General features: G+C 66.4%; 11 protein-coding genes. 10 read left to right on the top strand and 1 reads right to left on the bottom strand.

Features of this window, described 5'->3' with window-relative positions; all coding sequences use genetic code 11:
- Nucleotides 1-90 precede the first annotated feature (90 nt).
- From WC597_RS08780 to WC597_RS08735, 10 genes are all read left to right on the top strand, one after another.
- The gene (locus tag WC597_RS08780; RefSeq protein ID WP_372692974.1) at nt 91-1,830 is read left to right on the top strand and encodes a dihydroxy-acid dehydratase; all 1,740 of its coding nucleotides are present in this window, start codon (nt 91-93) and stop codon (nt 1,828-1,830) included.
- 3 nt (nt 1,831-1,833) lie between these two features.
- Complete coding sequence (gene ilvC, locus WC597_RS08775) at nt 1,834-2,847, top strand: ketol-acid reductoisomerase (protein WP_372692973.1); 1,014 nt, start codon at nt 1,834-1,836, stop codon at nt 2,845-2,847.
- A gap of 19 nt (nt 2,848-2,866) precedes the next feature.
- A complete protein-coding gene (gene ilvG, locus WC597_RS08770) occupies nt 2,867-4,579 on the top strand; it encodes an acetolactate synthase 2 catalytic subunit (RefSeq protein ID WP_372692972.1) in 1,713 nt (570 codons plus the stop codon).
- A gap of 1 nt (nt 4,580) precedes the next feature.
- Entirely contained in the window at nt 4,581-4,832 is a 252-nt protein-coding gene (locus WC597_RS08765) for an ACT domain-containing protein (protein ID WP_372692971.1), read from the top strand.
- A 32-nt stretch (nt 4,833-4,864) separates the two neighbouring features.
- Nucleotides 4,865-6,082, top strand: a complete 1,218-nt coding sequence (locus WC597_RS08760; protein ID WP_372693081.1) for a 2-isopropylmalate synthase — start codon at nt 4,865-4,867, stop codon at nt 6,080-6,082.
- A complete protein-coding gene (leuC, locus tag WC597_RS08755) occupies nt 6,075-7,532 on the top strand; it encodes a 3-isopropylmalate dehydratase large subunit (RefSeq protein WP_372692970.1) in 1,458 nt (485 codons plus the stop codon). The genes WC597_RS08760 and leuC overlap by 8 nt, the downstream gene beginning before the upstream one ends.
- Nucleotides 7,525-8,109: a 3-isopropylmalate dehydratase small subunit gene (gene leuD, locus WC597_RS08750; RefSeq protein ID WP_372692969.1), complete on the top strand. Its 585-nt coding sequence runs from the start codon at nt 7,525-7,527 to the stop codon at nt 8,107-8,109. The genes leuC and leuD overlap by 8 nt, the downstream gene beginning before the upstream one ends.
- Nucleotides 8,109-9,215 carry a 3-isopropylmalate dehydrogenase gene (gene leuB, locus WC597_RS08745; protein WP_372692968.1) on the top strand — a complete coding sequence of 369 codons (1,107 nt, stop codon included), beginning with the start codon at nt 8,109-8,111 and terminating at the stop codon, nt 9,213-9,215. The genes leuD and leuB overlap by 1 nt, the downstream gene beginning before the upstream one ends.
- Before the next feature lie 236 nt (nt 9,216-9,451).
- On the top strand, nt 9,452-10,795 hold the full coding sequence (locus tag WC597_RS08740) for an ammonium transporter (protein WP_372692967.1): 1,344 nt from the start codon (nt 9,452-9,454) through the stop codon (nt 10,793-10,795).
- 77 nt (nt 10,796-10,872) lie between these two features.
- Complete coding sequence (locus WC597_RS08735; RefSeq protein ID WP_372692966.1) at nt 10,873-11,568, top strand: TorF family putative porin; 696 nt, start codon at nt 10,873-10,875, stop codon at nt 11,566-11,568.
- Between the two features lie 57 nt (nt 11,569-11,625).
- Here WC597_RS08735 and WC597_RS08730 read toward each other — a convergent pair whose 3' ends face one another.
- Nucleotides 11,626-14,007 (bottom strand): glucan 1,4-alpha-glucosidase, encoded by a 2,382-nt coding sequence (locus tag WC597_RS08730; RefSeq protein ID WP_372692965.1) that lies wholly within the window; start codon nt 14,005-14,007, stop codon nt 11,626-11,628.

Here is a 14,007-nt window from a genome sequence, read left to right as displayed (position 1 = left end):
CCTAAACGCACTCAGGATCGCCTCGCACCACCCCGCTCCCGAAAGGAAGCGGGGTTTTTTGTGCTTGGCGGTTCCAAAAGAACCGGACCGATGACGCAAGATTCTACCTCCGAGCCCAGAAAGCCCAACGCGCGCAGCGCGGCGGTGACGGCTGGCCCGAACCGGGCCGCGGCCCGTTCGTACCTGCGCGCTGCGGGCATGCAGGACGCCGACTTCGACAAGCCGATGATCGGCATCGTTAACACCTGGTCGACGGTCACGCCGTGCAACATGCACCTGGACCGCCTGGCCAAGGACGTGCGCGCCGGCATCGTCGCGGCGGGCGGCTATCCGGTTGATTTCAACACCATCGTCGTCACCGACGGCATCTCGATGGGCACGGCGGGCATGAAGGCCTCGCTGATCAGCCGCGAGGTCGTCGCCGACAGCATCGAACTGGCCATCGAAGGCCACCAGTTGGACGGCGTGGTCTGCATCGTCGGCTGCGACAAGACCATCCCGGCGGCGGCCATGGCCCTGGCGCGGATGGATATCCCCGGCCTGGTCTATTACGGCGGCACCATCATGCCCGGCGTGATCGGGACCAAGGAGGTCTCGGTCCAGGAGGTGTTCGAGGCCATCGGCGCCCATTCGGCCGGCGCCCTGGACGACGCGGGCCTGAAAGCGGTCGAACAGGCCGTCTGCCCCGGCGCCGGCGCCTGCGGTGGTCAGTTCACCGCCAACACCATGGCGATGGCCCTGTCCGTCATGGGCATCTCGCCGATGGGCGCCAACGACGTGCCCGCCGTCGATCCGAACAAGGCGGCCGAGGGCGAGCGCTGTGGCCGGATCATCGTCGAGCGCGTCTTCTCCGGTGACACGGCCCGCAAATACATCACCCGCGCCAGCCTGAAGAACGCCGCCGTCGCCGTTTCGGCCTCGGGCGGATCGACCAATGCGGTCATGCACCTGACGGCCATCGCGGCGGAAGCCGGCGTCGATTTCGGCGTCGAGGACTGCCACCAGGCCTGCGTCGAGGCGCCGGTCATCTGCGACCTGAAGCCGGGCGGCCGGTTCCTGGCCTCGCACCTGTTCGCCGCCGGCGGCACCCGTTTGGTCACGCAACGGATGGCCGAGGCGGGCAAGATCGTGAACACCCCGACCGTCACCGGCCGCAGCCTGTTCGCCGAGGCGGCCGAAGCCGAAGAGACGCCGGGCCAGGTGGTCGTGACCAGCTTCGACGCCCCCGTCATGGCGCGCGGCAGCTACGCCGTCATCTATGGCGATGTGGCCCCGGAAGGCGCGGTCATCAAGCTGACGGGCCACAAGGTCGATACGTTCGAAGGCCCGGCCTGCGTCTTCGACAGCGAGGAAGACGCCTTCCACGCCGTTCAGGACGGTTCGGTCGGCGAGGGCGATGTCATCATCATCCGCTACGAAGGGCCCAAGGGCGGTCCGGGCATGCGCGAGATGCTGCAGGTCACCGCCGCCCTGAAGGGCCGCAAGATCGACAACGTCGCCCTGCTGACAGACGGCCGTTTCTCGGGCGCCAGCTACGGCTTCGTCGCCGGACACGTTTCGCCGGAAGCCGCCGTCGGCGGCCCGATCGCACTCATTCGCGATGGTGACCGCATCACCATCGACGTCACCAACCGCCGCATCGACGTCAATGTCGATCTGGCGACGCGCCGGGCGGGCTTTACGCCCCACGTAGTCCGCCCGGCGCGAGGTGTCTTCGCCAAATACCGCGCCTCGGTCTCCTCTGCGGCCCAGGGCGCCGTCACCATCCCCAACCCCCCGCCGGCTCAAGTTCCGGCGTCTCACAAGACAACTGCTGCTCAGGACGCCTGACCCATGGCCATCACCATCTACACCAACGACGACATCCGCCCCGGCGCCATCGCCGGCCAGCGCATCGCCATCATCGGCTATGGCTCGCAAGGTCGCGCCCACGCCCAGAACCTGAAGGACAGCGGCCATGACGTGGTCGCCGGCGTTCGTCACGGCGGCACGGGCTGGAAACACGCCACCGAGGACGGCGTCGCGACCGCCGAGCCGGCCGAAGCCGTCAAGGGCGCCGACATCATCGCCATCCTGACCCCGGACATGGTCCAGGGCGAGGTCTATCGCGACATCATCGAGCCGAACGCCAAGGAGGGCTCGGCCCTGCTGTTCGCCCACGGCTTCTCGATCATCTACGAGCGGATCACCCCGCGCGCCGACATGGACGTGATCCTGGTCGCGCCGAAGGGACCGGGCGATCTGGTCCGTCGCGAGTTCCAGCGCGGTCGCGGCGTGCCCAGCCTGTTCGCCATCGAGAAGGACGTCACCGGCAAGGCCCGTGACCGGGCGATGGGTTACGCCAAGGGCAACGGCGGTGCGACCGGCGGCCTGCTGGAAACCACCTTCCGCGAAGAGACCGAGACCGATCTGTTCGGCGAACAGGCGGTCCTGTGCGGCGGGGCCAAGGAACTGGTAATTCAGGGCTTCAACACCCTGGTCGAGGCCGGCTACCAGCCCGAGATCGCCTATTTCGAATGCCTGCACGAGCTGAAGCTGATCGTGGACCTGTTCTACGAGGGCGGCATCTCGAAGATGCACCACTTCATCTCGGAGACCGCTAAATACGGCGCCGTCGCCAGCGGCCCGCGCGTGGTCAACGAAGAGACCAAGGCCCGCATGAAGACCATTCTGGAAGAGATCCAGAGCGGCGCCTTCGCCCGCAACTGGATCGCCGAGAACGAGGCCGGCAAGCCGCAGTACGAAGCCTGGCTGAAGGCGGACCGCGAAAGCCAGATCGAACAGGTCGGCGCCCGCCTGCGCGAGCGCATGGCCTGGCTGAACACGCCCAAGTCCGAAGCGGCCTGAGCCCAGCATTAAAGACCGGATGATCCTGATGACCGCCGCCGCCTTCAAAACCTCAGCCGAGGCCGCTCCCCAGTCGGGGGCGCGCCTGCTGGTCTCCACCCTGGAGCGGCTGGGCGTGGAGGTGGTGTTCGGTTATCCGGGCGGCGCCATCATGCCTGTCTATGACGCCTTGGCCGGGTCGAAGCTGAAGCACATCCTGGTCCGCCACGAGCAGGGCGCGGCCTTCTCCGCCGACGCCTATGCGCGCAAGAGTGGTCGGGTCGGCGTGTGCATCGCCACCTCGGGTCCGGGCGCCACCAATCTGGTCACGGGCATCGCCAATGCGATGATGGACTCGGTGCCGATCGTCTGCATCACCGGCAATGTCGCGCAAGGTCTGATGGGCACCGACGCGTTTCAGGAGATCGACATCCTGGGCGTCACCCTGCCGATCGTGAAACACTCGATCCTGGTCCGTTCGGCCGCCGAGGTTCCGGCCGCGATCGAGGAAGCCTTTTATATCGCCCGGTCGGGTCGCCCTGGCCCGGTCCTGGTCGATCTGCCCAAGGACGTGCAGTTCGCCACGACCAGCGACGACTACGGCTTCCACATCCCCAATGAGACGCCGCGCGTCGATCACGACGCCATCGCCGCCGCCGAGGCTGCGATCCGTGCCTCCAAAAAGCCGCTGGTCTATATCGGCGGGGGCGTGAAGATCGGCGGCGCGACAGAGGCACTGCGCGCCTTCGTCGTCGCGACCGGCATCCCCCAAGTCTCGACCCTGAACGCCCTGGGCACTATCCCGACCGACGCGCCGGGCATGCTGGGCATGCTGGGCATGCACGGGACGCGCGCTGCGAATAACGCGGTGCAGGACAGCGATCTGCTGATCGTCGTCGGCGCCCGGTTTGACGACCGCGCCACGGGCAAGCTGGCCGAGTTCGCTCCGAACGCCCGCATCGTCCATTTCGACATCGACGCCTCGGAAGTCGGCAAGCTGCGGGCGGCCAATGTCGCTGTCGTCGGTGAACTGCCTGAAGGGGTCGAGGCCCTGACGGCGCGGATGCGTGCGGGTGCAGCGCTGGACATCCAGACCTGGGCCGACGACTGCGCTCGGGCGACCGAGGCCGGCGCGCACCGCTATGACGCGCCGGGCGAAGGGGTCTATGCCCCGGCCCTGCTGAAGGAAATCTCGGAAGCGGCGGGCGACGATTTTGTCGCCGCCTGCGACGTGGGCCAGCATCAGATGTGGGCGGCCATGCACTGCCGCTTCTCGCGGCCCGAAGCCCACATCACCTCGGGCGGCCTGGGGGCCATGGGCTTCGGTCTGCCCGCTGGCATCGGCGCCAAGCTGGCCGATCCGTCTGCTACGGTCGTGACCATCGCCGGCGACGGCGGCTTCATGATGAACATCCAGGAGCTGGCGACGCTGAAGCGTTACGGCATCCCGCTGAAGATCGTGCTGATCGACAACTCCTCGCTGGGCCTGGTGCGCCAGTGGCAGGAGCTGTTCTTCGCCGAGAACTATTCCGAGATCGACCTGTCCGACAACCCGGACTTCGTGAAGGTCGCCGAAGCCTTCGGCATCGAGGCCTTCCGTATCGATCGCCGTGATCAGGTGTCGGACGGCATCCAGCGCCTGCTGGCCGCCGATGGCCCCTGCCTGGCCCATGTGGTCATCGATCCCCGAGACAATGTCTGGCCGCTGGTTCCGCCGGGCAAGAGCAATGCTGAAATGATGGAGGGCTCCTGAGATGAGCGACACGATCCACATCCAGATCGACCGTGCGGACGGTTCGCTTCAGCGTCTCATCGGCCTGGTGGAGCGCCGCGGCTTCCACATCGACGGCATGGCGATGGCCGAAGAAGGAACGTTCCGCAAGATCGCTCTGACCGTGCGCGGCCGCGACGCCGGCCGCTGCATGGACAACCTGGGTCGCCAGATCGACCGGCTGTTCGGCGTTCGCCGTATCGGCGCCGACATTATTCAATCCGAGGCCGCGTGATGATTACCCCCGAAGAGGTACGAGTATCGGGCATATCCCGCACCGAGGAGATCGCGGCCGATCCCAACCGCGTCATCGTCTTCGACACGACGATGCGGGACGGGGAGCAGGCGCCCGGCTTCTCCATGTCCGCCCAGGCCAAGGTGAAGATGGCCCATGTCCTGCGCGACCTGGGCGTCGACGTCATCGAGGCCGGCTTCGCCGCCGCCTCGCCGGGCGACGAGGACTGCATCCGCCGCGTGGCGGGCGAGATCGAGGGGCCGGTCTTCTGTTCCCTGTCGCGCTCGAACGAGAAGGACATCGACGCCAGCTTCCGCGCCCTGGCTCCGGCGCCCAAGTCGCATCGCCGCTGCCATGTCTTCATCGGCACCAGCCCGATCCACCGCAACGCCAAGCTGAAAATGTCCACCAACGAGGTGCTGTCGACCGCCGTGCGTTCGGTGGAATACGCCCGCAGCCTGTTCGACGATGTCGAGTTCTCGGCCGAGGACGCCTTCCGCACCGAGCCGGAGTTCCTGGCGGATGTGCTGGAGGCCGCCGCTGACGCCGGCGCCCGGACGCTGAACGTGCCCGACACTGTCGGCTATGCGACGCCGCAAGAGGTGCGCGAGCGTTTCGCGGCCCTGGCTGCACGCATCCACAAGCGCCATCCGAACGTGATCTTCTCGGCCCACTGCCACGACGACTTGGGCATGGCGGTCGCCAACTCCCTGGCCGCTATCGAAGGCGGGGCCCGTCAGGTTGAGGGCGCGATCAACGGCATCGGCGAACGCGCCGGCAACGCCTCCATCGAAGAAGTCATCATGGCCCTGAAGGTCCGCGAGGATCGCTATGGCGTCACGACCGGCGCCGACAGCCGCCACCTGGTGCGCGCCTCCAAGATTCTGTGCGAGATCACCGAGACGGTCATCGCCCGCAACAAGTCGGTGGTCGGCATCAACGCCTTCGCCCACGAGGCGGGCATCCATCAGCACGGCATGCTGGCCGACAGTCGCACCTATGAGATCATGCGGCCCCAGGATGTGGGCTTCGAAGGCAGCTGGTTCGTGCTGGGCAAACACTCGGGCCGCCACGCCATCGCCAAGCGGGCCGAGACCATCGGCCGTCCCATTGAGGGCGAACGTCTGGCCGCCGTCGTCGTCGGTTTCAAGTCGCGTGCGGACCAGATCGGCGAGATCAACGATGCGGAGCTGATCGCCATCATCGACCGTGTCGATGGCGTGTCCGAGGTCGTGGCCCAGTATGCCTGATCCCAAAACCCTGTTCGACAAGGTCTGGGACGCCCATGTCGTGCGGACGGAAACGGCCGATACGCCGGGGGTGGTGTATATCGACCTGCACCTGGTCCATGAGGTCACCAGCCCCCAGGCCTTCAGCGATATCGAGGCGCGGGGTCTGAAGGTGCGCCGCCCCGACCGGACCTATGCGACCCTGGACCATTCGACCCCGACCCTGCCGGCGGGGCTGAACGGGCTGAAACCCTATGTCACCGCCCAGGCCGAGGCCCAGGTGCACACGCTGGAGCGCAACTGCGCTGCCCACGGCGTGCCGCTGGCTGGTTGGGATTCGGACGACCGCGGCGTGGTCCATGTCATGGGGCCGGAACTGGGTCTGACCCAGCCGGGCATGACCGTGGTCTGCGGCGACAGCCATACGGCGACCCACGGCGCCTTCGGGGCCCTGGCCTTCGGCATTGGCACGTCCGAGGTCGGCCATGTGCTGGCGACCCAATGCCTGTTGCAGCGCAAGGCCAAGGCCATGCGGGTGACGGTGACGGGCGCGTTACAGCCGGGCGTGTCGGGCAAGGACGTCGCCCTGGCCGTCATCGCCGCCATCGGCTTCGGCGGCGGCACCGGCTATGTCATCGAATATGCCGGCGAGGTGGTGCGCGCGCTGGACATGGAAGGGCGGATGACCCTGTGCAACATGTCCATCGAAGCCGGCGCGCGGGCCGGTATGATCGCGCCGGACCAGACGACCATCGATTGGCTGCGCGGTCGCAAGCACGTCCCCGCCAACTATGAGGCGGCGACGGCCGAGTGGCTGAAACTGTCCAGCGATCCGGGCGCGGTCTTCGACAAGGAAGTGACCATCGATGGCGCCGCCATACGTCCGATGGCGACTTGGGGCACGACGCCGGATGCGGGCGCCCCCATCGGGTCGCCGGTGCCCCAGCCGCAGTCGGACTCAGACCGCAAGGCCATCGCCTATATGGGCTTCACGGCCGGGGAGGCGACGACCAGCCAGCCGGTCGATGTGGTCTTCATCGGCTCCTGCACCAACGGGCGTCTGCCCGACCTGCGCGCCGCCGCCGATGTGCTGCGCGGCCGCAAGGTGAAACCGGGTCTGCGCATGCTTGTGGTGCCGGGATCGGAGGCCGTGCGTCGCGACGCCGAGGCCGAGGGGCTGGATCAGGTCTTCATCGCCGCCGGGGCCGAATGGCGCATTCCCGGCTGTTCGATGTGCATCGCCATGAACGGCGATTTCGTCGCGCCGGGGCAGCTTGCCGTATCCACGTCGAACCGCAATTTCGAAGGTCGCCAGGGCAAGGACGCCCGCACCATCCTGGCCAGTCCGGCGACGGCGGCGGCGACGGCGGTGGCCGGTGTGCTGACCGATCCGCGCGTCTATTTGAATGAGGCGGCCTCCCTCAAGCAGTCGAGCGCCGCGCGCGAGACAGTAGGAGCGCAAAATGTCTGAACCGTTCCAGGTGCTGACATCGAAAACGGTCACGCTCAGCCAGGCCAACATCGACACCGACCAGATCATTCCCGCACGTTTCCTGACCACGACGACGCGCGAAGGTCTGGGCAAGGCCGCCTTCTATGATTGGCGTTACGAAGATGACGGTTCGGAAAAGCCCGAGGCCATTCTGAACCGGATCGACCCAGCTGAGCATCGCATCTTGCTGGCGGGCAAGAACTTCGCCTGCGGTTCGTCGCGCGAACACGCGCCCTGGGCCTTGCTGGACTATGGGTTCAAGGCCGTGATCTCGACCGAGATCGCTGACATTTTTACATCGAACGCATTGAAAAACGGCCTGCTGCCCATCGTCGTCAGCCAGGCCGTCTGGGACGATCTGGCGTCGCAACCGGATCAGCCGGTTACGATCGACCTCCAGGCCAATCAGATTCAGCGCGGCAATGCCGAACCCGTGCCGTTCGGGGTCGAATCCTTCGCCCGCCAATGCCTGCTGGACGGGGTGGACACCCTGGGCTGGCTGCAAGCAAACATGCCCGAGATCGAAGCGTTCGAGCGATCGAGAGAGACTGTCTGATGACCAACGCCGCCCCCAAGACCTACAACATCGTCCTGCTGCCCGGCGACGGTGTCGGACCCGAGGTGACGCGCGCCGCGCGCGAGGTGCTGGCCGTCATCGGCGACTTCTACAGCCATGATTTCCAGTTCTCCGAACACCTGATCGGCGGCGCCGCCATCGACGAGACCGGCGAGCCTCTGCCTGAGGCCACGCGTGCGGCCTGCGTCGCCTCCGACGCCGTGCTGCTGGGCGCCGTCGGCGGTCCGAAATGGGACGGCGGCAAGCGTCGGCCCGAGGAAGGCCTGCTGGCGATCCGCAAGGCCATGGGCCTGTTCGCCAACCTGCGCCCGCTGCAAGTCTCGCCTGTGCTGGCGCATCGCTCGCCGCTGAAGAAGGAGATCGTCGAGGGCGTCGATCTGATCGTCTTCCGCGAACTGACCGGCGGCGTCTATTTCGGCGAGAAGACCCGCACCGCCGACCGCGCCACCGATCTGTGCGAATACACCGTGCCCGAAATCGAGCGCGTCACCCGCGCCGCCTTCCAGACCGCCCAACAGCGTCGCGGCAAGGTGACCTCGGTCGACAAGGCCAACGTCATGGAGACCAGCCGCCTGTGGCGCGAGGTGGTGACCCGCATCCATGCCGAGGAATTCCCCGAGATCGAGCTGGAACACGCGCTGGTCGATTCCATGGCCATGCACCTGATCAGGAAGCCGCGCGAATACGACGTCATCCTGACCGAGAACATGTTCGGCGACATCCTGTCGGACGAGATCTCTGTGCTGGGCGGCTCCATCGGCCTGCTGCCGTCCGCCTCGCTGGGCGCGGGCGGGCCGGGGCTGTTCGAGCCGATCCACGGTTCGGCGCCGGACATCGCGGGTCAGGATCTGGCCAACCCGGTCGGGACCATCCTGTCGGCGGCCCTGTTGCTGCGTCACAGCCTGAAGCTGGAGGATGAGGCCGATTCGATCGAGGCCGCCGTCGCCGCCGTGCTGGCGGCCGGCGCCGTGACCGCCGATCTGGGCGGGGCGCTGGGCACGCGGGCGGCGACCGAGGCCGTCATCGACGCCATCCGCGCCATTCACTGGGCGGCGGCGCATCGGGTGCAGATGCACTGGGCGTGATGGTCGAAAAGGTTAAAATCGGTCTGAGCGACGGATGAAAATCCTGCCTTCAAACCTTGGCCTTAAAGACATGATTTATTCAGATGGGCGCGCGAACCGCACGGTTCGTGCGCCATCGTCATTTTTAATCATGACCGTTGCAAGAAAGTTGCACCGACTGCGGTGAATCCCCTTGCGTGTTTCGCGATTGCAGTAAAACCTTCGCAACTGCGAGATTGCATAGGGGGTACTAGCTCATGTCGCGGACAACGAACCGACTTATGGGGGCCGCAGGGCTCCTTCTTCCAACACTCTGTCTCATGGCCGCAGGCGCGGCCAATGCGCAGGACGCCGCTCCGACCTTGCTGGGCCATCAGGCCGCGCTTGAACTGGACAGCGCCGGGGCCTCATGGCTCGGCACTTCGACCGCCCTGGTTCTGCTGATGACCCTCCCCGGTCTGGCGCTGTTCTACGGCGGCATGGTTCGCAAGAAGAACGTGATCGCCACCATCACCCAGTCCGTCGGCGTCTTCGCCGTGGTATCGCTGGTGTGGTTCATCGCCGGATACAGCCTGGCCTTCGGCGCCAATCCCAATGCGGGGCTTCAACCCTATATCGGCAGCCTGGACATGCTGTTCCTGAACGGCGTCTCTCTCCAGACCGCCAACGCCCTGCTGCCGGGCATTCCCGAGTTCCTGTTCATCTCCTTCCAGATGACCTTCGCCATCATCACGCCTGCGCTGGTGACGGGCGCCTTCGCCGAGCGTATGAAATATTCGGCGCTTTTGCTGTTCACCGCCCTGTGGTCGCTGCTGGTCTATGCGCCCATCTGTCACTGGGTGTGGGGCGGCGGCTTCCTGGGTTCGGCCGGCGTGCTGGACTTCGCGGGCGGCGCAGTCGTTCACGTCAACTCGGGCGTCGCGGGTCTGGTCTGCGCCATCTTCCTGGGTCGCCGTAAGGGTTATGGCGTCGAGCCGATCCTGGCGCATAACCCGGTTCTCACCATGATCGGCGCCTCTTTGCTGCTGGTCGGCTGGATCGGTTTCAACGCCGGTTCGGCAGGCGCCGCCAACGACCTGATGGGCGTGGCGCTGCTGAACACCATCCTGGCCGCCGCCGCCGGCGCCCTGACGTGGAAGCTGGTCGAGTTCATCGAGAAGAAGAAGGTCTCGCTGGTCGGCATGCTGTCGGGCGTCGTGGCAGGTCTGGTCGCCATCACGCCAGCGGCCGGCTTCGTCGATCCCAAGGGCGCTGTGATCATCGGTCTGATTGCCGGTCCGGTCTGCTACGCTTCGTCGGTTTGGATCAAGAAGCTGCTGCGCTACGACGACAGCCTGGACGCCTTCGGCATCCACGGTGCAGGCGGTCTGATCGGCGCCCTGCTGACCGGCGTGTTCGCCACGACCGCGATCAACAGCCTGTCGGAAGGCGCCAACGTCGGCGCCCAGGCGCTGGGCCTGTTGTGGACCATCGTCTACAGCGCCGTCGGCACCCTGATCATTCTGTTCATCTGCAAGTTCACCACGGGCCTGCGCGTGAGCGAGGCCGAGGAAGCCGCCGGTCTGGACACCTCGCTTCACGGCGAAGCACTAGAAAACTGATGGAGGATCGGGCGCAGCTCCCAATCCGCGCCCTTTCTTTCCGACTGCATAAAACAATCAAAACAAGGGGATAAACCATGAAGAAGACCATGATCCGCGCGGCCGCCGCCGCCGCTCTCTCCACGGGCCTGATCGGCCTCGCCGCGCCTGCCTCGGCTCAAAGCACCGTCGATGTGGCCTGGAACGTCGGCGTCGTCAGCGACTATGTGTTCCGCGGCTTCAGCCAGACGGGCGAAGATCCCGCCATCCAGGGCGGGGTCGATCTGACCTCGGGCAGCTTCTACGGCGGCGCCTGGGCCTCGAATGTCGATTTCGGCGACGACACCGACGCGGAAGTCGATCTGTACGGCGGCTATCGCACCGAGGCCGGCGGCTTCGCGTTGGACTTCGGCGTGATCGGCTACCTCTACGTCGGAGAGCCGGACGCCGCGGACTATAGCTACGCCGAGTTCAAGGCTGCGGCTTCGCGCGCCGTCGGGCCCGCCACCTTCGGCGCCGCCGTCTATTACTCGCCCGACTTCTTCGGCATCGACGACGAAGCGACCTATGCCGAGGTCAACGCCGCCTTCAGCCCGGCCGACAAGTGGACGGTCTCGGGCGCCGTCGGCAAGCAGTGGCTGAACGTCACCGACGACTACACCACCTGGAACGCCGGCGTGGGCTATGCTCTGACCGACAAGGTCGGCATCGACGTCCGCTACTACGACACCGACGTCGATGGCGTGCCGGGCGCCGCAGACCGGATCGTGGGCGCCATCAAGCTCGCGTTCTGATGCAGCGACAGACTTAAAAGAGAAAGGCCCCGGAGAGCGATCTCCGGGGCCTTTTGTCTATCGGGCGTAACGGTCGTGGACGGGGTCGTAGCTGTCCCAGACCTTGCCGTCGGCCAGCGACCGCAACAGTTTCAGATATTCCGCATGGGTCCAGGCCAGGGGCGTGGCCGAATCCGTGTTCTGACCCAGGGCGTAAGCCTTGACGGTCGGGTCGCCGACGCCGTCCCAGACCTGTTCAGCCAGCATCAGGCCGTCGTTGGCGAACCGCTCCATGCCGCGCACATAGGTCTGGCGGATGGCGGCGATATCGGCGGCCGAGGGGGCGCCGTTCACGCTGACACGGGCCAGTTCATAGTGGCCGCGTTCGCCGGTGAAGAAGGGCCAGACCCGGCCGCGCTGACCGGGGCTCATCTCGCCGCCGACACCGTAGTTGGCGCCCGTCAGATGATCTTCGCCATAGCCGTCGACGCCGTAACGGCGCCAGCCCGGCGTCTTGTCGCCCTCGGGGCCGAAGTCGTAGCGAACGCGATACAGCGGCTCCAGCGACTGGTCGTCATAGACGGGCAGGGTGGACAAGATGTGGGGATCGTCGGCCTTGCGCACGCCGTAGCGGACCAGTTCCAGGAAGCCGCCGTCCACGACGCGATCCTCAGCCGGCGCGATCTGGCCGTTGGCGGCGCCGATCGGGGCCTTGTCGTTGGGGTTCTCGTTCTGGGTGATGCGGATGAAGTAGCGACCGTCGCCGAAGTCGCCGTTGGTGGTGAACATCCGGTCTTCGATCTTGGACGCATAGCTGTCGGCGGCGATCTGATACCGCGTCGCGCCCGTCGCATCTCCCGAGGCGCGGGCCATTTCGGCCGCGACCGTCAGGCCGGCGACCACGGCGGCGGTGCTGGACGGCGAATAGCCCTGCTGCTCCTCCCAGCGTTCCTGCTGGGTGAAGGGCGGCTTGATCTCGGCATCGTTCCACAACAGGCCGATCTTGCCGCCATCGACCAGGAAGTCGGCCGCGGGCTTCAGCATGGCGGTGTAGTGCTCGGTCATCTGGGCGTCGGACAGCCAACCCATCTTCCACAGACGATAGCCCAGCATGATCGGCATGGCCGTCTGGTCCAGCTGGACCGCGACCCATTCCAGTTCGCCATCGACGTGGGTCTTCTGCAGGAACCAGCCGCCGACGCCGGTGTTGCCTGGCGTGTTCGGGCCGACCTGGACCTGAGGCAGGTAGTTGAAGGCCGCCAGCGGCGTCTCCTTGTCCCCCAGCGCCGCCAGGGCCATGGCCACCTGATAGAAGTCGCGCGGCCAGACGGCCTTGTAGCCGGTCGAGGATTTGGACGCGTCCACCGTATCGCCCCACGGATTGGATAGGGACGCGATTAGGGCGCCGGCGTGGGTGCGGTCTTCCTGCACCTTCAGCATCAGGGCCGAGGCATATGCCAGCTTGCCGCCGTCGGTCGCCTGCTCGGCGATGCGCGGCAGTTCGGTCAGAGAGGCGACATAGTCCTCCCAGCCGATGCGCTCGCCCTCGCCGTTGAAGCGAGCCAGCACCTCGTCGAGGCCGGTCGCGAACGACCCATCCGCCGCCGCTCTAGCCTCGGCCTCGCTGGCGCCGAAACCGATGACGAAGTCACGCGTGATCCGGCTGCTTTCACGCATGTGGGGCAGGGCGCCGGTCATCATGGTGTTGCCGGCCTGATCGCCCGTTGAGGCGTAGGTCCAGTCCAGCTTGCCGTCCTTCAGATCGGTCAGACCATCGGAGGCGCCGACGAAGCCGACGCTGGCCTTTTCGAAAGCCTCGCTGGGCTTGAGAAACAGGTGAGTGTTGCCTTCCCACGCGTGAAAACCATCCCGCGTTACGGCACCCCGGTCATCGATCCCGGTGTTGGCGATGTGCGGCTCCAGCATCAGATAGGGCGTCACCTCGCCCTTCAGCGCCTTGATGGTGACGCGCAGCACCAGGGCGTTGCGGTCAGGATCGCTGAAGATCTGCTTCTCGATCTCGAACCGACCGTTCTTGTCCTGGGTCAGGACGCGATAGGCGGGCGACAGCGGGCGACCCTGAGCATCGACATGCAGGTATTCGGTGCGGCTGGTGGTGTCGTCGCCCTCCACGACCAGTCCGTCGTGGGTCACGCCGACGAAACGCAGGGCCTTGATCTGCGCCTCATGGATCAGGCCGTACATGGTCTCGGTCAGGACGCCGTCGGCGATGGAAAACCAGACCTTTGACACCGCGCCGGTCGGGCCGCCGTCGCGGTATTGGCCATCGACATAGGCTTCATACGACGCGCCCGCGCCGGTCTTGGCGGCGCTGGACCAGACGGGCGGCGCGCCCGGTGCGCCGGGGGCGACCGACTGGGACTGTGCTTGGGCCGAGGCGGCGGAGGCGAGGGCCAGGCTGGCGACGCCGGCGAGGCAGAGGGTCTTTGACATACGCAT

This window comes from Brevundimonas sp., assembly GCF_041648115.1.
Lineage (GTDB): Bacteria > Pseudomonadota > Alphaproteobacteria > Caulobacterales > Caulobacteraceae > Brevundimonas.
The sequence above is the reverse complement of the archived record's forward strand: the minus strand, read 5'-3'. Positions and strand labels throughout refer to the sequence as shown.